18 protein-coding genes and 1 pseudogene are annotated in these 18,876 nt (G+C 68.8%); 10 read left to right on the top strand and 9 right to left on the bottom strand.

What is annotated here, in order from left to right:
* Nucleotides 1-112 precede the first annotated feature (112 nt).
* Nucleotides 113-896: pseudogene (locus tag AC5Y4D_RS10605) on the top strand (hypothetical protein).
* 246 nt (nucleotides 897-1,142) lie between these two features.
* On the opposite strand, the gene AC5Y4D_RS10600 reads toward AC5Y4D_RS10605, so the two are convergent.
* Nucleotides 1,143-3,251 carry an acyltransferase family protein gene (locus tag AC5Y4D_RS10600; protein ID WP_499944771.1) on the bottom strand — a complete coding sequence of 703 codons (2,109 nt, stop codon included), beginning with the start codon at nucleotides 3,249-3,251 and terminating at the stop codon, nucleotides 1,143-1,145.
* A 3-nt stretch (nucleotides 3,252-3,254) separates the two neighbouring features.
* Entirely contained in the window at nucleotides 3,255-4,076 is an 822-nt protein-coding gene (locus AC5Y4D_RS10595) for an alpha/beta hydrolase (RefSeq protein ID WP_499944431.1), read from the bottom strand.
* 154 nt (nucleotides 4,077-4,230) lie between these two features.
* Between AC5Y4D_RS10595 and AC5Y4D_RS10590 the strand changes: the two genes are divergently transcribed.
* Complete coding sequence (locus AC5Y4D_RS10590; RefSeq protein ID WP_499944257.1) at nucleotides 4,231-5,574, top strand: amino acid permease; 1,344 nt, start codon at nucleotides 4,231-4,233, stop codon at nucleotides 5,572-5,574.
* Nucleotides 5,575-5,692: 118 nt separating this feature from the next.
* Here the strand turns inward: AC5Y4D_RS10590 and AC5Y4D_RS10585 are convergent, their stop codons facing one another.
* From AC5Y4D_RS10585 to AC5Y4D_RS10575, 3 genes are all read right to left on the bottom strand, one after another.
* Complete coding sequence (locus AC5Y4D_RS10585) at nucleotides 5,693-5,953, bottom strand: WGxxGxxG family protein (protein WP_499944258.1); 261 nt, start codon at nucleotides 5,951-5,953, stop codon at nucleotides 5,693-5,695.
* 209 nt (nucleotides 5,954-6,162) lie between these two features.
* Complete coding sequence (locus tag AC5Y4D_RS10580) at nucleotides 6,163-7,083, bottom strand: ketopantoate reductase family protein (protein WP_499944259.1); 921 nt, start codon at nucleotides 7,081-7,083, stop codon at nucleotides 6,163-6,165.
* Complete coding sequence (locus AC5Y4D_RS10575) at nucleotides 7,080-8,252, bottom strand: enolase C-terminal domain-like protein (protein ID WP_499944260.1); 1,173 nt, start codon at nucleotides 8,250-8,252, stop codon at nucleotides 7,080-7,082. The genes AC5Y4D_RS10580 and AC5Y4D_RS10575 overlap by 4 nt, the downstream gene beginning before the upstream one ends.
* 90 nt (nucleotides 8,253-8,342) lie before the next feature.
* On the opposite strand from AC5Y4D_RS10575, the gene hemL reads away from it, so the two are divergent.
* The 7 genes from hemL (at nucleotide 8,343) to AC5Y4D_RS10540 (ending at nucleotide 15,706) form a co-directional block, all read left to right on the top strand.
* Nucleotides 8,343-9,671 carry a glutamate-1-semialdehyde 2,1-aminomutase gene (hemL, locus tag AC5Y4D_RS10570; RefSeq protein WP_499944261.1) on the top strand — a complete coding sequence of 443 codons (1,329 nt, stop codon included), beginning with the start codon at nucleotides 8,343-8,345 and terminating at the stop codon, nucleotides 9,669-9,671.
* Nucleotides 9,671-10,279, top strand: a complete 609-nt coding sequence (locus tag AC5Y4D_RS10565) for a histidine phosphatase family protein (protein WP_499944262.1) — start codon at nucleotides 9,671-9,673, stop codon at nucleotides 10,277-10,279. The genes hemL and AC5Y4D_RS10565 overlap by 1 nt, the downstream gene beginning before the upstream one ends.
* Nucleotides 10,276-10,884 carry a TlpA disulfide reductase family protein gene (locus AC5Y4D_RS10560; RefSeq protein WP_499944263.1) on the top strand — a complete coding sequence of 203 codons (609 nt, stop codon included), beginning with the start codon at nucleotides 10,276-10,278 and terminating at the stop codon, nucleotides 10,882-10,884. The genes AC5Y4D_RS10565 and AC5Y4D_RS10560 overlap by 4 nt, the downstream gene beginning before the upstream one ends.
* Nucleotides 10,881-11,663: a cytochrome c biogenesis CcdA family protein gene (locus AC5Y4D_RS10555; RefSeq protein ID WP_499944264.1), complete on the top strand. Its 783-nt coding sequence runs from the start codon at nucleotides 10,881-10,883 to the stop codon at nucleotides 11,661-11,663. Before AC5Y4D_RS10560 ends, AC5Y4D_RS10555 begins: the two co-directional genes overlap by 4 nt.
* Before the next feature lie 149 nt (nucleotides 11,664-11,812).
* Entirely contained in the window at nucleotides 11,813-13,396 is a 1,584-nt protein-coding gene (locus tag AC5Y4D_RS10550; RefSeq protein WP_499944432.1) for a cytochrome c biogenesis protein ResB, read from the top strand.
* Nucleotides 13,393-14,361: a c-type cytochrome biogenesis protein CcsB gene (ccsB, locus tag AC5Y4D_RS10545; RefSeq protein WP_499944265.1), complete on the top strand. Its 969-nt coding sequence runs from the start codon at nucleotides 13,393-13,395 to the stop codon at nucleotides 14,359-14,361. The genes AC5Y4D_RS10550 and ccsB overlap by 4 nt, the downstream gene beginning before the upstream one ends.
* 22 nt (nucleotides 14,362-14,383) lie before the next feature.
* Nucleotides 14,384-15,706: a MinD/ParA family ATP-binding protein gene (locus AC5Y4D_RS10540; protein WP_499944266.1), complete on the top strand. Its 1,323-nt coding sequence runs from the start codon at nucleotides 14,384-14,386 to the stop codon at nucleotides 15,704-15,706.
* Here AC5Y4D_RS10540 and AC5Y4D_RS10535 read toward each other — a convergent pair.
* Nucleotides 15,703-15,858 (bottom strand): hypothetical protein, encoded by a 156-nt coding sequence (locus AC5Y4D_RS10535; RefSeq protein ID WP_499944267.1) that lies wholly within the window; start codon nucleotides 15,856-15,858, stop codon nucleotides 15,703-15,705. The two genes, AC5Y4D_RS10540 and AC5Y4D_RS10535, sit on opposite strands and share 4 nt — an antisense overlap.
* A gap of 46 nt (nucleotides 15,859-15,904) precedes the next feature.
* Here AC5Y4D_RS10535 and AC5Y4D_RS10530 point away from each other — a divergent pair, with 46 nt between their 5' ends.
* Nucleotides 15,905-16,225, top strand: coding sequence for a DUF4229 domain-containing protein (locus AC5Y4D_RS10530; protein WP_499944268.1), 321 nt, complete (start codon nucleotides 15,905-15,907; stop codon nucleotides 16,223-16,225).
* Here the strand turns inward: AC5Y4D_RS10530 and fabH are convergent.
* The 3 genes from fabH to AC5Y4D_RS10515 form a co-directional block, all read right to left on the bottom strand.
* Nucleotides 16,222-17,238: a beta-ketoacyl-ACP synthase III gene (gene fabH, locus AC5Y4D_RS10525; RefSeq protein ID WP_499944269.1), complete on the bottom strand. Its 1,017-nt coding sequence runs from the start codon at nucleotides 17,236-17,238 to the stop codon at nucleotides 16,222-16,224. The genes AC5Y4D_RS10530 and fabH overlap by 4 nt on opposite strands.
* 82 nt (nucleotides 17,239-17,320) lie before the next feature.
* On the bottom strand, nucleotides 17,321-17,929 hold the full coding sequence (locus AC5Y4D_RS10520; RefSeq protein ID WP_500037129.1) for a DUF4190 domain-containing protein: 609 nt from the start codon (nucleotides 17,927-17,929) through the stop codon (nucleotides 17,321-17,323).
* A gap of 57 nt (nucleotides 17,930-17,986) precedes the next feature.
* Nucleotides 17,987-18,859 carry a 1,4-dihydroxy-2-naphthoate polyprenyltransferase gene (locus AC5Y4D_RS10515; RefSeq protein WP_499991251.1) on the bottom strand — a complete coding sequence of 291 codons (873 nt, stop codon included), beginning with the start codon at nucleotides 18,857-18,859 and terminating at the stop codon, nucleotides 17,987-17,989.
* Nucleotides 18,860-18,876 lie beyond the last annotated feature (17 nt).

The raw sequence follows: 18,876 nt of genomic DNA, 5'->3' as shown, positions 1-18,876 counted from the left end.
CGGACAGAAACCGACCTAGGAACATGTTGGCTTTCATCACCGAGGGAATTAGCCAACGACATGGGCTTCAAACCGTTGGCTAGCTCACCCAGACGCGAGAGATCATGGCGTTATGGCCGACGACGAGCTCGATACCCTGTACCGGGTCCCGGCGGATCAGTTCACCGCCGAACGCAAGAACCCTGGCCGCCGCGGCCAAGAAGCGCGGCGATACCGAAGCGGCCAAACGGCTTTCCGCAGCCCGCAAACCCACCACAGCGGCGTGGATCGTCAACCGGTTGGTGATCGACCATAGGGACGCGCAGACCCGCTTGGGCGAGTTGGGTGACAGGCTGCGCGATGCGCACGCCGCGATGGACGGCGCACAGATCCGGGAGTTGTCCGCGCGGCAACACCGTCTGATCAACGAACTCACCGAAGCCGCAATCGATGCGGCCGAGATGAAGAGCCCGTCGGCGTCGATTCGCGACGACATCACGGGCACGCTGCAAGCCGCGATCGCCGACCCCGAAGTGCGGGCGCGCCTTGGCCGCCTGACCAAGGCCGAACGCTGGTCTGGCTTCGGCGAGTTCGGCGACAGCGCGGCGGTTTCAGCGCCGACCGCATCCAAGCGGTCCGCGCCGACGGCCAAACAGGCGCCGAAGCGGGAGCGGGAAAAGTTGACGGCCGCGGTGGCCGCGGCCGAGCAGGCGGCGTCGGAGGCCAAGAGTGCACTCACCGACCGGCGAGCGGAGCGTGACGCCGCCCGGACGCGGCGTGACGAGGCAGCGGCGGCCCTGAGCAAGGCAGAGCGTGCGGTAGCCAGTGCTGAGAACAATTACGAAAAGGCGCTCAAAGCCGGTCGCGATGCCGCGCAGGCGCTCAAAGAGGCCAAAGCTGAACTGAAACGGACGTAGCAACCCCAAATCGGTTGCCGCTCAGTCGATTCGCGTCTCAGTCCTCCGCGTGCCGCTCGTAGTCCCAACGTTCGAGTCGAGCCTGCAGCTGCACTAGACCGAGTCCGGCGACCGGCGCGGCTGCGGTGAGCAGTACCGCAACAATCGGACTCATCATCAAAACCTCCAAAACCCTTTCATTCGTACCACGTTCGGCGCGAGATCGTGGTTCATTCGGCAACGATGTCGCCACGAATTCGACGCAATTCAGGCACCCGACAGCGCGCGGTCGGCCAACGCCCCGATCACCGGCGCCAGCAACTGCGCGTACTGCGTGGTGACGTGGTTGTCGTCGCGGAACACCAGGGTGTTGCCGACGATCATCGGGCAGCGCTCGGGGGTGCAGAACAGGTCGGTCAGGTCGGCGTAGGAGCCGCCGGCCGCGGTCGTCACCCGCTGCTCGGCCGCGACGCCGTCGCCGTTGACCGCGACCGATCGCGCCGGTGCGCAGGCGCCCGCGTTGTCCAGATGCGCGGACAGGCACGTCGGCGCCGACGATTGCGGGTCGGCGACCGGGCCCAGCACCAGCACGGTCGACCCCATGCCGCGCAGGTAGGCCACGATGGCCCCCAGCTTGTCGATCCAGGCCGGATCGTAGGAGGCGAAGCTGAAGTCACCGTGATACCGGCGGCTCATGCTCAGCACCACCAGCCGCGGCCGCTCGGCCCTCAGTCGGTCGACGATCTCGGCCCGCCACTGCTCGCACTCGGTGTACTTGCGGCCCAGGTAGGGGCTGACGATCGGCAGGTCCAGGAACGGGCAGGTGACCTTGGCCATCGTCTCCAGCCGCCAGTGCCGCTCGGTGGCGACCCGCTGCAGCGCCGGGTCCCACATCGCGGCGTGCGAGTCGCCGATCAGCGTGACCCGGACAGGCGAGGCGATGTCCGCCGTCGCGCATTCGCTCTGGCCGACGTCGCGCCAGGAACGCATGCAGCCGTTGACGAACACCGGCGCCTTGTCAGCCGGCGCCGCGGCCAGCGACGGGTTCAGATTGGACGGCACCGCACGCAACCCGGCAGATGCCGCCAACGCCGCACGGGCCTGCGCGAACGCCTGACGTACCGCGGCTTCCTGCGGACTGACCTGCGGGTCGGGGGCCGGAGGTAGCGCCGCGATCTTGGCCTGCGGAGCCGCGGCCCCGTGACCCACCGGCGCCGGCACGGCCGTCAGCAACACCGCACACGCGCACGCCGCGACGGCACTGGCCGCACCGGCGACCGCCAGGCTGGCCTTGGCCGAGCGGCGCAACGCCGCGGCGAACCGGCCGGGATTCTCCACCGCATGCATGGTGATCAGCGCAAGACCGGCCGACACCGTCGTCGCCGCCAGCCGGCCCGGCAGCCCGCCGGGATCGCCCAGCAGGGGCGGCAGGAGCAGCAGCACCGGCCAGTGCCACAGGTACCACGAGTACGACACCCGCCCGATCGCCCGCATCACCGGCGGGCACAGCACCCGGCCGACCCCCATGCCCCCGGTCACGCACCCCCCGCCGATCACCAGCGCGGTGCCGAGCACCGGCAGCAGCGCCGACGTGCCGGGATACGGGGTGTGCGGCCCCAACTGAGTGCAGGTCAGCAGGATCAGCCCCAGACCTCCCCAGCCGACGATCGTCGCGGGCAACAACGGCAGCCGCCGCCACTGGTCGATGGTCAGCGCCACCAGCCCGCCGGCGGCCAACTCCCAAGCCCGGGTGGGCAGCGAGAAGAACGCCCACGGCGGCGAGATGTGCGTCCAGAACACCGCCGCGGCCAACGACGCCACCCCGACCAACGCCAACACCACGGCATACGGTGCCGTCCTGGACACCAGGACGGGGCGGAACCGGCCGACCAACCACGCCGTGCCGATGATCAGGGCCGGCCACACCAGATAGAACTGCTCCTCCACACCTAGCGACCAGTAATGCTGGAACGGTGACGGCAGGTCGGAACCCATGTAGTCGGTGCCCTGGACCGCGAACCGGTAGTTGCCGACGTAGAGCATGCTGGCGATACCGTCGACGAACACCCGTCGGGCCTGCAGCGGTGGCAGCACGATGGCCGCCACGACGGCGGTGACGACGCCGACGGTGGCCGCCGCCGGCAGCAGGCGGCGGGCGCGTGCGGCGTAGAAGCTGCCCAGCGCAACGGTTTTCGTGGTCGACACTTCGCGCCAGAGCAGTCCGGTGATCAGGAAGCCGGAGATGACGAAGAAAATGTCGACGCCGATGTAGCCGCCGCCGATGCCGGGGATGCCCGCGTGGTAGAAGACGACGGCGATCACCGCCACGGCACGCAGGCCTTCGATGTCCGGCCTGAAGCGTCCCCGGGGAGTCATCGGCTAGGTCGCCATCCAGGCGAGCTCGCCGGGTAGTCGGGCACGCCAGAAGTCGACGTCGTGTCCGCCGGGGGAGAAGCTGCCCGCCGGCTTCTTCTTGAGTTGGCCGGCGAACTGGCTGCTGGCGAAGAAGAAGCGGTCGCCGATGCCACAGTCGACCCGGATCGGTATCGAGTTCAGCACGGGGAGGCCGAATACCGTGTTGCGGTTCCAGTCGTCGACGCTGTCGAACGCCCCGGGTGCGGCGCCGAGGTAGGACAGGTACAGCGCCGGGCTGATCGCGCAGATCCCGGCGGTGCGGGCCGGTCCGAGACGGGCGCCCAGCAGCAGTGCGCCGTAACCGCCCATCGACCAGCCGAGGAATCCGACGCGGGAGGTGTCCATCCCCATCGAGGTGAGCATCGGCAACAGTTCTTCGAGCACCATGGTCCCGGCGTCCTCGCCGTTGCTGCGGCGGTGCCAGTAGGAGCTGGCGCCGCCGTCCACACCCACCACCGCGAACGGCGGTTTGCCCTCGGCAACCAACTGCGCCAGCGCATCCTCGACGCCGCAGTCCAGCATCATGTTCGCGTCGCTGTCTTTGCCGTGCAAGGCGATCACCGGGCGCAGCATCTTGGTCTGACCCGGCGGCATGGCGATCACCCAGTTGGTCTTGACCCCGCCACGCGCGGCTGAGACGAACGAGCCGGTGAGCTTGGTCGGCAGCGTCTTGCCCGCGGTGGGAGGGTCGAACGGCGCCGGAGCCTCGGGCGCGGCAAGGGGTTTGGCTGGATCCAACAGCGCACCGAGCGCGAACAGGCCCGCAGCGCCCGCGCCGGCACCCATGCGCAGCACCGTACGGCGGGACAGGTCGGCCACGAGCGTCAATGATGCCGTGCCGACGGCCTTCTCGGGGATGAGCCACGCCGTATTGCAAGGCAGTCGTAACGGCGGTGTGACCCCCATGGTGCCCCGAGGCGTGGATGTGCTGTGGTTAGCCATGGCTAGCACTTCGCAGCTGCGCCAAGACTTGTCGCAACGGCAGCTCAGCATGATCGCCCTCGGCGGGGTGATCGGCGCCGGGTTGTTCGTCGGCTCGGGTGTGGTGATCGCGACGACCGGGCCTGCCGCGTTCCTGACGTACGCGATCTGCGGGCTGTTGGTCGTCCTGGTGATGCGGATGCTGGGCGAGATGGCGGCGGCGGATCCGTCGACCGGCTCCTTCGCCGACTACGCCGCCACGGCCCTGGGTGGCTGGGCAGGGTTTTCGGTCGGCTGGCTGTACTGGTACTTCTGGGTGATCGTCGTCGGATTCGAGGCCGTCGCCGGCGGCAAGGTGCTCAATTACTGGTTGCCTGCGCCGCTGTGGCTCCTGTCGTTGTGCCTGATGGTGTTGATGACGGTCACCAATCTGTTCTCGGTGTCCTCGTTCGGCGAGTTCGAATTCTGGTTCGCCGGAATCAAAGTCGCGGCCATCGTGGTGTTCCTGGGTCTGGGTACCGCCTTCGCGGTGGGGCTGTGGCCAGGCCGGCGGTTGGACTTCTCCAACCTGACCGCCCACAGCGGATTTCTCCCCCACGGGGTGGGTGCCGTGCTCGGCGCCGTCGTCGTGGTGATCTTTTCCATGGTCGGCGCCGAAGTCGTCACGATCGCCGCCGCCGAGAGCCGGGACCCGGAACTGGCCATCGCGCGGGCGACCAGGTCGGTGGTCGCCCGCATCGTGGTCTTCTTCGTCGGCTCGGTGCTTCTGCTGGTGGTGGTCACGCCGTGGAATTCGTTGGAACCCGGGGCATCACCGTACGTCGGCGCGCTGACGCACATGGGCCTGCCCGGCGCGGATCAGGTGATGAACGCCGTGGTGCTCACCGCGGTCCTGTCGTGTCTGAACTCCGGCCTCTACACCTCGTCGCGGATGTTGTTCGTCCTCGCACGCCGACGAGAGGCCCCCGCCGCGCTGGTCAAGCTGAGTCGGCGCGGGGTGCCCGCCATCGCCATCCTGTGTTCGTCGGTGATCGGGTTCGGCTGCGTGCTGATGTCCTGGCTGTCACCCGACACGGTATTCCTGTTCCTGCTCAACTCTTCTGGCGCGGTCATCTTGTTCGTCTACCTGCTGATCGCGCTGTCGCAGATCGTGTTGCGGCGCCGCACATCACCGGACAAGCTGCGAATGAAGATGTGGTTGTTTCCGGTGCTGTCGATCCTGACCACCGTCGGGATCACCGCGGTGCTGGTGCAGATGGCCTTCGATGCCCAGGCGCGCAGTCAGCTGTGGCTCAGTCTGTTGTCCTGGGCGGTGGTGGTCGGGGTGTATTTCGTTGTGCCGAGCAGACGCAAAAGCCCCTGAAACGGGACGTTTCAGGGGGCTTTCGCGTCTGCTCGCGCGGGATACCGAGAGGTGAACGACCGCAGCGTTTTTCGAGACGCCTCCGCCGGCGGTGATCGCCGGCGGAGGCACGTCTCGGTTAGGCGGCCGGCCGACGAGTGGCGGTCGGTGCGACGGTGGCGTCGTTGCGCCGCCCCCTCAACCCCGCCAAACCGGCCAGGCCGAGGAGACCGGTGAGGCCCCACAGGCCGGTTTTGTCGCTGTTCTGGTTGTCGTCCTTGTCGGCCAGCGTGGTGGTCGACGACGGGGCAGGAGCCGGGTCGACGGAGGCACTCGCGATGCCTGCTCCGCCGAAACTGAGAGCCGCTGCCGTCCCGAAGATGGCGATTGCCTTGCGCATTTCAAATTTTCCCTTCGACCGTGATCGAGCGGAATGGATTTGGAACCAGTGTGTTCTAGTTCCTCGGATGACGGCAGAACGGATCTCCGCAGTGCCGCGTGCTCGACATACCCGGGCGTTTAGCGCTCAAACCTGCTTTCGCACACGGTTTCCTCATCCAGATACACGATGCGAAACGGACCCACCGGAATGCGAAGCCATTCCTGTCGTCAGCTGCGCCATTGCCGTTCAACCGATTTGACCAACGCGGTCAGCGTCGCGTTCACCGGCGCTTCGATCCCGACCCGAGCGCCCTGCCGTGGCACCGCGCCGTTGATGACGTCGATCTCGCTGACCCGGCGCGCCTCGTGGTCGAGCAGTGCCGAGGGTTTCGCGTCGGGCATGCCCGCACCGAAGTTGCGCACGTGCGCCACGGGATCGGCGACGTCGATGGCGATGCCGGATGCGCGCGCCACCGTCCACGCCTCCGTCGCCGCGGCCCGACTGACCGGGCCGATATCCGGATCATCCATCACCTGACCGACGGTCAGGCCCGTCAGCGCACACGGCGCGCTGTAGGCGACATTGCAGATCAGCTTCTCCCACTGCATGGCGGCGATGTCGGTGACCGCGGCGGCGTCGAAGCCCGCAACGGTCCACACCTGCGCCACTTCGGCAACCGCCTCGTAGGACAGCGACGAGTAGGCACCAAAACGCATGGCGCGCATGGCGTTATGGTGCACATGTCCAGGTGCGACCCGCGCCGCGCCGAAGCCGCTGGCGATCCCGACCGCCACCCGTTGCTCGCCGACGATGCCGGCGACCGTATCCGCTGAGCCCAGACCATTCTGGATGGTCAGCACCGGCGTGGCAGCACCGAGCATCGAAAGTGCCTGTCGGGCACCGGTGCTCACGTCGGCGGCCTTGACGGCTAGCACGATCAAATCCATCGGCTCGGCCGGGGCGACGGTGTCGGCGCGCACCCGCACGGTCTGGTCGTAGTCGGGTCCGCTGACCCGCAGACCGTGCTGGGTGATCGCGTCGATGCCGGGTTGGTAACTGTCCACCACCAGCACGTCGTTGCCCGCCGCGGCCAGTTTGGCCGCATAGATCGAACCCATTGCACCGCAACCGATTACCGCGATCTTCATGCGTCCGCTCCCAGCTCGGTGATCAGTTCGGCCAAGCCGGGCTTTTGTTCCAGCCCGAAACCCGGCGCGTCGGTCGGCGAGATGCGGCCGGCCTCCAGCACGCAATCCGGCGAGTAGCCGCCGAACGGCTGGAACACCCCCGGATAGGACTCACATCCGCCGAGGCCCAACCCAATCGCGATGTGCAGGTTGATCAGGTGGCCGCCGTGCGGAAAGGCGAACCGGCGGTCGAAGCCGTGCGCCTCGAGCACCGAGAGCATGCGGGCGTATTCACCCAACCCGTAGCTCAGCCCGGCGTCCATCTGGAAGATGTCGCGGCCGGCCCGCATGCCGCCGTACCGCACCAGGTTGACGACGTCGGGCACCGAGAACAGGTTCTCCCCGGTGGCTACGGCACCGTCATAACAGTCCGTCACCGCATGATTCAGGTCGAAATCCAGCGGATCTCCGGGTTCTTCGAACCAGCGCAGCCGGTAGGGCGACAACACGGCCGCCCAGTCGGTCGCCGCGGAGAGGGCGAATCGTCCGTTGGCGTCCACCGCGACCCGCCCGCCGTCCCCGACCAGGTCCACCGCGGCCTCGATGCGGGCCAGGTCCTCAGGCATCGACGCCCCGCCGATCTTCATCTTCACCGCGTCATACCCCAGGTCCAGGTAGGAGCGCAGCTCGGCGCGCAGTCGCTGCACGCCGGCGCCGGGGTAGTAGTAGCCGCCGGCGGCGTAGACGGCGACCGACGTGGCCGACTGCCGTCCGAAGTGCCGGGCGATCGTGGCGTGGGCGGGCTCGTCGTTGAGTTTGGCGTTGAGGTCCCAGCAGGCCAGTTCCAGGGCCGCCGCGGCGGCGGCACGGTCGCCGTGCCCGCCGGGCTTCTCGTCGCGCAGCGCACACGCCAGGACCGCGGCCGGGTCGAGCAGGCCCGCGTCGTTAAGCAGCGCATCCGGGGACGCGGCGAGCACCCGCGGGATCATCCGGTCGCGCAGGATCCCGCCCTGGGCGAATCGACCGATCGAGTCGAATGCCACCCCGACCGCGCGCCGGCCGTTCCGGACGGCGGCGATCGCCAGCAGCGAGACGGTGTGGCCGGCGAAGCTGACCAGCGCATTCGCCGGCGCACCGTTGCCCTCGCTGCGAAGGGCGACAGAGCGCTCCCGGATCGCGGTGAGTTTCATCACCCGAACCGGTGCCCATGCGGTAGTTGCATAGCCAAACTTCTACACCCTGTAGTTGAAGCGGCCGCAGCGGCTGGGACACTGGTCGGCATGGGTGATGGCGGTCCGGCGAGCGCGCGGGTAGCGGCGTCCGCGCGGCTGTTCGGCGAGGCCGGCTCGGTCATTCCCGGGGGAGTCAACTCGCCGGTGCGGGCGTTCACCGCGGTAGGCGGGACTCCGCGCTTCATCACGCAGGCCAATGGCTGCCGACTCACCGACGCCGACGGCAACGCCTACGTCGACCTGGTCTGTTCCTGGGGTCCGATGATCCTGGGCCACGCGCACCCCGCCGTCGTCGACGCCGTGGTCAAGGCCGCCGCCGACGGCCTGTCGTTCGGCGCCCCGACCCCGGCCGAGACCGAACTGGCCGCCGAGATCATCGGGCGGGTGGACCCCGTGCAGCGCATCCGGTTGGTGAACTCCGGTACCGAGGCCACCATGAGCGCGATCCGCCTGGCGCGCGGCTACACCGGACGTCCGAAGATCGTCAAGTTCTCCGGCTGCTACCACGGGCACGCCGACGCGTTGCTCGTCGACGCCGGCTCGGGAGTGGCAACGCTGGGTTTGCCGTCCTCACCCGGGGTCACCGGTGCGGCCGCGGCCGACACAATCGTGTTGCCGTACAACAACATTGAGGTAGTGCGGGAACTCTTCGCGCAACACGGCGAGCAGATCGCCGCCGTGATCACCGAGGCCAGTCCCGGAAACATGGGTGTGGTGCCACCCGCGCCCGGTTACAACGCCGCACTGCGCAGCATCACCGCCGAACACGGCGCGCTGCTGATCGTGGATGAGGTGATGACCGGCTTCAGAGTCAGCCGAAGTGGTTGGTACGGAATCGATCCCGTCGATGCCGACCTGTTCACCTTCGGCAAGGTGATGAGCGGCGGACTGCCGGCCGCGGCGTTCGGTGGCCGGGTCGAGGTGATGGAGCGACTGGCCCCCCTGGGTCCGGTGTATCAGGCCGGCACCCTGTCGGGTAACCCGGTGGCGGTGGCCGCGGGGCTGGCGACGCTGCGGACCGCCGACGACGCGGTGTACGCCGCGCTGGACGCCAACGCCGACCGGCTGGCCGCGCTGCTCACCGAGTCGCTCACCGCGGCCGGTGTCCCACACCAGATTCCGCGGGCCGGGAACATGCTCAGCGTGTTCTTCGCCGAGGCGCCGGTCACCGATTTCGCCGCCGCTCGCGCCAGCCAGACCTGGCGTTACGCGCCGTTCTTCCATGCCCTGCTCGACGCGGGCATCTATCCACCGTGCAGCGCTTTCGAGGCGTGGTTCGTCTCGGCCGCGCTTGACGACGGTGCTTTCGGACAAATCGCCGACGCGTTGCCCGCCGCCGCTGCCGCAGCGGCCGCGGCACAGGAGGACCAAACCTGATGGCCGAGACGACCAGGGTGCACGTGGTGCGCCACGGCGAAGTGCACAACCCCACCGGTGTCCTGTACGGCCGGCTGCCCGGCTTCCGGCTGTCGGACAACGGCGTCGCGCAGGCGGCCGCGGTCGCCGACTTCCTGGCCGACCGCGACATCGTCGCGGTGATCGCCTCGCCGCTGCAGCGCGCACAGGAGACCGCCGCACCCATCGCCGCGCGGCACAACCTGACCGTGGACACCGACCCCGACCTGATCGAATCGGCCAACTTTTTCGAGGGCAAGCCGATGGGTCCGGGCGATGGGGCCTGGCGTAGCCCGCGGTACTGGTGGCAGCTGCGCAACCCGTTCCGGCCGTCCTGGGGCGAGCCCTACATCGAGGTCGCGACCCGGATGGCCGGCGCGGCGGAAAAGGCACGCGCGCGCGGCGCCGGCCACGAGGCGGTGTGCGTGAGTCACCAACTGCCGGTGTGGACGCTGCGCCTGCACCTGACCGGCAAGAAGCTCTGGCACGACCCGCGGCGCCGGCAATGCGCGCTGGCCTCGGTGACCACGCTGGTCTACGACGACGACCGCCTGGTCGACGTGGAGTACTCCGAGCCGGCGGCCCCGTGAGGCCCTTGGCTGTTGTCGTACTGGTGCTGGCCGGGCTGCTGACCGGCTGCTCCGGGCGCGACGCCGTCGCCCAGGGCGGCACGTTCGAGTTCGTGTCCCCGGGCGGCAAGACCGACATCCGCTACGACCCGCCGGAAAGTCGCAGCCGGCCGGGACCGTTGTCCGGGCCCAGCCTCACCGACCCCGCGCGCACCCTGTCGCTGGACGATTTCCGGGGAAACATCGTCGTCGTCAACGTGTGGGGCCAATGGTGCGGCCCGTGCCGGGCCGAGATCACCCAACTGCAGCGGGTGTACGACGCCACCCGCGACTCGGGGGTGTCCTTCCTGGGGATCGACGTGCGTGACAACAGTCGTCAAGCGGCGCTGGACTTCGTCAACGATCGGCACGTGACGTTCCCGTCGATCTACGACCCGCCGATGCGCACTTTGATCGCGTTCGGCGGTAAATACCCGACCACGGTGATTCCGTCCACGCTGGTGCTGGACCGCCAGCACCGCGTGGCCGCGGTCTTCCTGCGTGAACTGCTGGCCGAGGATCTGCAGCCGGTCGTGCAGCAGGTGGCCGCCGAAGCGCCTGCCGATGCGAGGTCGGGACCACAGTGAGTGGTTTCGCCCACCTCGCCGCCGCCGGCCCGCTGGTGGTCGCGCTCGGCGTGTGCATGTTGGCCGGGCTGGTGTCGTTCGCGTCGCCGTGTGTGGTGCCGCTGGTGCCGGGTTACCTGTCGTATCTGGCGGCGGTGGTCGGCGTCGAGGAAGAACAAGAGCGCCCCGGCACGCTCAAGGCTCCGCCCGCGGCGCGTTGGCGAGTGGCCGGGTCTGCGCTGTTGTTCGTCGCCGGATTCACCACGGTGTTCGTGCTCGGCACTGTCGTCGTGCTCGGCATGACCACCGCGCTGATCGACAACCAGCTGGTGCTGCAGCGGGTCGGCGGCGTGCTCACCATCGTCATGGGATTGGTGTTCGTGGGACTCATTCCGGCGCTGCAACGTCAGGTCCGGTTCAGCCCCCGTCAGGTGACGACGACGGTCGGCGCGCCGCTGCTGGGCGCGGTGTTCGCCCTCGGCTGGACGCCCTGCCTGGGGCCGACGCTGACCGGGGTGATCACGGTGGCCTCGGCGACCGACGGCGCCAACGTGGCGCGCGGCATCGCGCTGGTGATCGCCTACTGCTTGGGGCTGGGGATCCCGTTCGTGCTGTTGGCGTTGGGCTCGGCCCAGGCGGTGACCGCGCTGGGCTGGTTGCGCCGGCACACCAGGGCAATCCAGGTCTTCGGTGGCGTGCTGCTGATCTCGGTGGGCGTGGCGCTGGTCACCGGGGTGTGGAACGACTTCGTGTCCTGGCTGCGCGACGCGTTCGTCTCCGACGTGAGGCTGCCGATCTGATGACCCCCAGAGAGGCGCGAGTGGCGCCCGAGGTGGCGCGAGCAGACGCAGAATCGCACAAAACCAGGGATTCCGGTGCGATTCTGCGTCTGCTCGCCCCGAGAAAGCTCGCGGGCAAGGCGCGCAACACCTGGCGGTCGCTGACTTCGATGGGCACCGCGCTGGTGCTGCTGTTCCTGCTCGCGCTGGGCGCGATTCCCGGAGCTCTACTGCCGCAGCGCAGCCTCAACGCAGCCAAGGTCGAGGAGTACCTGCACACCCACCCGATGATCGGCCCGTGGCTCGACGAGTTGCAGGCCTTCGACGTGTTCTCCAGCTTCTGGTTCACCGCCATCTACGTGCTGTTGTTCGTGTCCCTGGTGGGGTGTCTGACGCCGCGGATCCTCGAACACGCCCGCAGCCTGCGCGCCACCCCGGTGGCCGCGCCCCGCAACCTGGCGCGGCTGCCCAAGCACGCCGAGGCACGACTCGCGGCCGACCCCGCCGAGGTGAACGCGCTGGCCAACACCATCAAGGACCGGCTGCGCGGATGGCGCACCGCGATCAGACACCACGACCAATCCGTCGAGGTCTCCGCGGAGAAGGGCTACCTTCGCGAGTTCGGCAACCTGGTGTTCCACTTCTCGCTGCTGGGTTTGTTGGTCGCGGTGGCCGTCGGCAAGCTGTTCGGCTACGAGGGCAACGTGATCGTCATCGCCGACGGCGGCCCCGGCTTCTGTTCGGCGTCCCCGGCAGCGTTCGACTCGTTCCGGGCGGGCAACACCGTCGACGGCACCTCACTGCACCCGATCTGCCTGCGGGTCAACAACTTTCAGGCACACTATCTACCGTCGGGACAGGCGACGTCGTTCGCCGCAGACATCGCCTACCAGGCGGGTGGCGATCTGGACGCCAACATCTGGCGGCCCTACCGGCTGGAGGTCAACCACCCGCTGCGGGTAGGCGGCGACCGGGTCTATCTGCAGGGCCACGGGTACGCGCCCACCTTCACCGTGACGTTCCCGGACGGGCAGACCCGCACCTCGACCGTGCAGTGGCGACCCGACAACCCGCAGACCATGTTGTCCTCCGGCGTCGCGCGCATCGACCCGCCGGCCGGCAGCTATCCCACCGCCGAGGAGCGGCGCCAACACCAGATCGCGATCCAGGGTCTGCTGGCCCCGACCGAGCAACTCGACGGCGCCCTGCTGTCGTCGCGGTTTCCGGCGCTCAACGCCCCGGCGGTGGCTATCGACGTCTACCGCGGCGACACCGGCCTGGACACCGGCCGGCCCCAGTCGTTGTTCGACCTGGACCCCCGGCTGATCGAACAGGGCAGGCTGACCAAGGAGAAGCGGGTCAACCTGCGCGTCGGCGAGCAGGTCCGCATCGACCGGGGCCCGGCCGCGGGCACCGTCGTCCGTTTCGACGGCGCCGTGCCGTTCGTCAACGTGCAGGTCTCGCACGACCCCGGCCAGTACTGGGTACTGGTCTTCGCGATCACGATGATGGCCGGACTGCTGGTGTCGCTGCTGGTGCGGCGCCGCCGGGTGTGGGTCCGGCTCCTGCCGGACCCCGACCGTCCCGGTACGGTGAACGTCGAATTGGGCGGCCTGGCGCGCACCGACAACTCGGGGTGGGGTGACGAGTTCGAGCGGCTGACCCAGCGGCTACTGGACGGGCTGGGTGACGGGGACGCACCTGCCGGCATCCCCGCTGGCATTTCCCCGAAGGCCGGAAGGGACGTCACGTGAACACCTCGAATATCGACATCGATCTGGCCCGCTACTCGGACTGGGCGTTCACCTCGGCCGTGGTGGCCTTGGTCGTCGCGTTGTTGCTGCTGGCCTACGAGCTGGCCTACACCCGCGCCCGCAAGCTCGAGCCGGTCGCCGCGGGCGGCGTCAGCACCGACAGCGCCATCCCCGGGATCGTGTCGGACACCCCGCAGCGACCATTCGACGAACGCGTCGGGCGCGCCGGCCTGGCCGTGCTGTACCTGGGTATCGGGTTGCTTTTCGCCTGCATCGTGCTGCGCGGCCTGGCCACCATGCGGGTGCCGTGGGGCAACATGTACGAGTTCATCAACCTGACCTGCATGTCGGGCCTGTTCGCCGGCGCGATCGTGTTGCGCCGCCCGCAGTACCGGCCGCTATGGGTGTTCCTGCTGCTGCCGGTGCTGATTCTGCTGACGGTGTCCGGTCGTTGGCTCTACGCCAACGCCGCGCCGGTGATGCCGGCCTTGCAGTCCTACTGGCTGCCCATTCACGTCTCGGTGGTCAGCCTGGGGTCCGGGGTGTTCCTGGTCGCCGGGATCTGCAGCATCCTGTTCCTGCTGCGCACGTCGCGTTTCGGCGACCCGGGCACCGAGGGCAGGCTGGCGCAGCTGGTGCAGCGCTTCCCCGACGCCCAGACGCTGGACCGGATCGCCTACCGAACCACGATCTTCGCCTTTCCGGTGTTCGGGTTCGGCGTCATCTTCGGCGCGATCTGGGCCGAGGAGGCCTGGGGCCGCTACTGGGGTTGGGACCCCAAGGAGACGGTGTCGTTCATCGCGTGGGTGGTCTACGCGGCCTACTTGCATGCCAGGTCGACGGCCGGGTGGCGGGACCGGAAGGCCGCCTGGATCAACGTCGCAGGATTCGTCGCGATGGTCTTCAATCTCTTCTTCGTTAACCTGGTGACCGTCGGACTGCACTCCTACGCGGGTGTGGGCTGAGGCGACAAAGGGGGAGCAGCGAGTGTCAGAACATCCGACGCCGGGCGTGGGGACGCCACGCGTCCACCCGGGCACCGGATCCGACGTCAATGCCGACCAGCAGACCGTCCAGGCGCAGCAGCCAGAGGCGACGACCCGGGCTTTCGCCGGGTTCCGCACCGAGCGGCGGACTCCCGCCGCCGCGGACAGCGCCGTCGGCTCGGCCAGCATGGCGCCGCCGCCGCAACCGGTCGAATTGCCGCACGCCCGGCCGCAGTGGGAGCCCGCACCGTCGACGGGACCGGTGACCGCGGTGACCCGGGTGGACCCGACGGCCTACGGCGCCTACTACCCCGGGCCGCCCGACCAAGCGGGAACCGCGGAGCGGCCCCAGTTCCGTCCGGAGCCGCTGCCGCAGACGCCGTATCCGGAGCTGTCGAGCACCGTGCTGCTGCGACCGGTGAAGCCGCCGCCGTCGGAGGGTTGGCGACGGGCGCTGTACGTGTTGTCGGGCCAGCTGATCAACCTGGGCGAGAGCCCGCGGGCGATGCGGCACAACAACCTGGTCGCCCAGATCAACCGACCGCTGCGCGGCAGCTACCGGATCGCGGTGCTCTCCCTGAAGGGCGGCGTGGGGAAGACCACCATCACCGCGACCCTGGGATCGACGTTTGCGTCCGTGCGCGGCGACCGGGTGGTGGCCGTGGACGCCAACCCGGACCGCGGCACGCTGAGCCAGAAGCTGCCGCTCGAGACACCGGCCACCGTGCGGCATCTGCTGCGCGACGCGAAGAGCATCGATCGTTACAGCGACGTCCGCAGTTACACGTCGCAGAACGAGAGCGGGCTGGAAGTGCTGGCCTCGGAGAACGATCCGACGGTGTCGGAGGCGTTCAGCGGTGACGACTACACCCGGATCGTGGACATCCTGGACCGCTTCTACGGCCTGGTGCTCACCGACTGCGGCACCGGTCTGCTGCATTCGACGATGTCGGCGATCCTGGCCAAGTCCGACGTGCTGGTCGTGGTCGCTTCGGGGTCCATCGACGGCGCCCGCAGTGCCTCGGCGACGCTGGACTGGCTGGAAGCACACGGGCACGAAGACCTGGTCCGCAACTCGATTGCGGTGATCAACGCGGTCCGCTCCCGCTCCGGCAAAGTCGACATGCAGAAGGTGGTCGACCACTTCGCGCGGCGTTGCCGTGCGGTGCGGGTGGTGCCGTTCGACGCCCACCTCGAGGAAGGCGCCGAGATCAGCCTGGATCGGTTGAAGCGCGAAACCCGCGATGCTCTCGCCGAATTGGCGGCGGTGGTCGCCGAGGGTTTCCCGGGCGACGCGCGGCGCGCCAACCCGAACTTCGTCTAACGGGGTTTGTTGTCGCCAAGCCGGCGCAGGAACTCCGGATCGTCGTCGGGTCCGATGACGCGGGTCCGCGGCGGGCTCGTCTGCGACCGCGCCGCACGCCAGCCGAGATAGATCAGCGTCCCTGAGATCAGGACGACGAGCAGGTAAAGCACGCGACACCTCCTCCAAGCGAATATACCCGCGACGTAGTCTCAAGATGTGTCAGAAGCGCGTCGCGACAAGAGCACTGGCGTGATCGCCGTCGTCGTCTACGCGGTGGCCCGGCTGGTGCTGGTGGTGGTGATCGGCGGTGCGATCTACGGAATCGCGCGCCTGCTCGGGGTGGACGATTTCCCGGTCGCCGTCGCCGGACTGTTCGGACTGGTCGTGGCGATGCCGCTGGGCATGTGGGTGTTCAGCCCGCTGCGACGACGGGCGACGACCGCGCTCGAGGCGGCCGGGTCGCGGCGGCGGGCGGAACGCGATCAGTTGCATGCCCGGCTGCGGGGCGAGCAGGCGGCTGAAAGGGACCAGACCTAGGCGTCACTGTGCTGCGGCAACCGCACCACTTGCGCGGCGTAGGTCAGCCCGGCGCCATAGCCGATCAGTAGCGCCAGGTCGCCCGGCTTGCCCAGCCCGGTTTCCATCAAATCGGCGATGGCCAGCGGAATGGACGCCGCCGACGTGTTCCCGGCGTGCTCGATGTCGTTGGCGACGACGGTGTCCGGGCGCAGCTGCAGGTTCTTGACCAGCAGGTCGTTGATCCGGGTATTGGCTTGATGGGGCACGAACACGTCGATCTGGTCGGGTCCGATCCCGGCCGCCTCGAGCGCCCGCCGGCCGACGTCGCCCATCTTGAAAGCCGCCCAACGGAACACCGCCGGGCCTTCGAGCCGCACGAACGGACGCGGCCCGCTGGGATTCTGGGCGAAGGTGATCCAGTCGATGTCCTGCCGGATGGCATTGGACTGTTCGCCGTCGCTGCCGGCAACGGTCGGGCCGATGCCCTGCTCGGACGTCTCGCCCACCACCACGGCGGCGGCGCCGTCGGCGAAGATGAAGCAGTTGCCGCGGTCGTACATGTCGATCGTGGGCGACAGCTTTTCGGTGCCGACCACCAGCATCTTCGCGGTCACCCCGCCGCGGATCATGTCGGCCGCGGTGCCCAGCGCGTAGCCGAAGCCGGCGCATCCCGCGGACAGATCGAAGCCGAGCACATCCTTGGCGCCCAGTGCCGCCGCGACCATCGGGGCCGCCGGTGGGGTCTGCAGGAAATGCGTGTTGGTGGTGACGATGACACCGTCGATGTCGGCCGCGGTCAGCGACGCGTTGGACAGCGCCCGTCGGCAGGCTTCGGCTGCCATCGACGCGGCGGATTCGTCATCCGCGGCGAACCGGCGCGTCTTGATGCCGGTACGGGAGTAGATCCACTCGTCGGAGGAGTCGATGTTCTGGCAGATCTCGTCGTTGGTGACGACGCGTTCCGGGCGGTAGGCCCCGACGCTGAGCAATCCGACCTTCTTGGGGCCGCTGGCCGAGGCGATCTCAGACATGGCCGTCCTTCCCGCGTCAACTCGAGCTCCCTCAAGGGACTCTAGGCGTGCCGGTGCCGGTCGTTCATCCGGGTCTAAGGCTTCAGCGCAGTTTGGACAGGCACAGCACGATCGGTGGTGAATACGCGGTGGTCTGGACCCATTCGCCGGTGGAGCAGTTGGACGTGCTGGTGGTGCGTTTGACCACCCGGTCGGTGGCGCTGCTCGAGCCGCAGCTCGCGGCCGAGACCGTCACCTCGCGGCTGCCGTCACGCTTGACTGCACCCGGCACCCGCCGGATGCAGTCACCGACCTTGGCTGCTTTGATCGTCCGCGCGGAAGCGTCGGGACTGTTGCGCGACGGGGTGGTGGTGCGCGGCGACGCCGAGTGCCGAGTGTCCGTCCGGTGCAGCACCGAACCGAGGCTGGCCATGAAGGCCAGCGCGACGACGACGGCGATCGCGGACAGCGCCGTGCCGACATATCCGATGGCCAGACCGGCGATGGCCAGTCCGCGCCCCTCCTGGCCGGTCCGCTTGATCTGGGACAGCGAGATGTGGCCCAAGACGATCCCCAGCGGAGCCAGGACCAGCGAACACACCAGGGCCGCGATCGCCAGCGGGTTCGTCGGCCGACTCGGCGGATTAGGCGGATAAGGCGGATTAGGCGGATACGGCGGATACGGCGACTGACCGTCGTACGGCGTGTTCATGAAACCCCCTGCAGCACAGTGGTTTGCGCTGTATGTCCTGGACCGGACAGTAAGGTATCACCCCGCCAGCGTCAGCGCGCCGGCCACCGCTGTCGCCCAGATCACCATGACCAGGCCGGTGTCGCGCAGCACCGGGATCAGTTCCTGCCCGCCGCGACCGGAGCGTACCGGGCGGTCGGCGCGCAGCGCCAGCGGTGTGGCCACCAGACCCGCCGCGCACCACGGCGTCGCCAACATCAGCACCAGCGTCAACAGGCCGGTGAGCGCCAGCAGCGCGTGGTAGAGCACCCGGGTGCGACCGTCGCCCAACCGGACCGCCAGCGTGATCTTGCCGGACACGGTGTCGGTGGGGATGTCGCGCAGGTTGTTGGCGACCAGCACCGACGACGAGAGCGCCCCGATGGCCACCGCCAGCACCACGCCCACCCAGTCGATCCGCAAAGCCTGCGTGTACTGGGTGCCGAGAACGGCGGTCAACCCGAAGAACACGAACACCGCGGCCTCACCCAGCCCGGAGTAGCCGTACGGCTTGGATCCGCCGGTGTACAACCAGGCCGCGGCGACACACGCGATCCCGACGCCGATCAGCCACGGCCCGCTGACCAACGCCAGCGCCAACCCCGAACAGCAGCCGAGGAACAGGCTGACCAGCGCCGCCGTCGCCACCGCTCGCGGGGTGGCCAGGCGCGACCCCACCAGGCGCATCGGGCCGGCCCGCACGTCGTCGGTGCCGCGGATGCCGTCGGAGTAGTCGTTGGCGTAGTTGACGCCGACGATGAACGGGACCGCGACCCCCAGCGCCAGCAGTGCCTTCCACCACACCGCCGCGTGCAACCAGGCGGCCGCGCCGGTGCCCGCGATGACGGGTGCCACCGCGTTCGGCAGCGTCCGCGGACGAGCGCCGGACACCCACTGGGCAATAGTGGCCACCAACGCATCCTGCCCTA

The organism is Mycobacterium sp. NGS67 (assembly GCF_059812185.1).
Note: the sequence above shows the minus strand (reverse complement) of the source record. Positions and strands in the feature narration are given on the sequence as shown.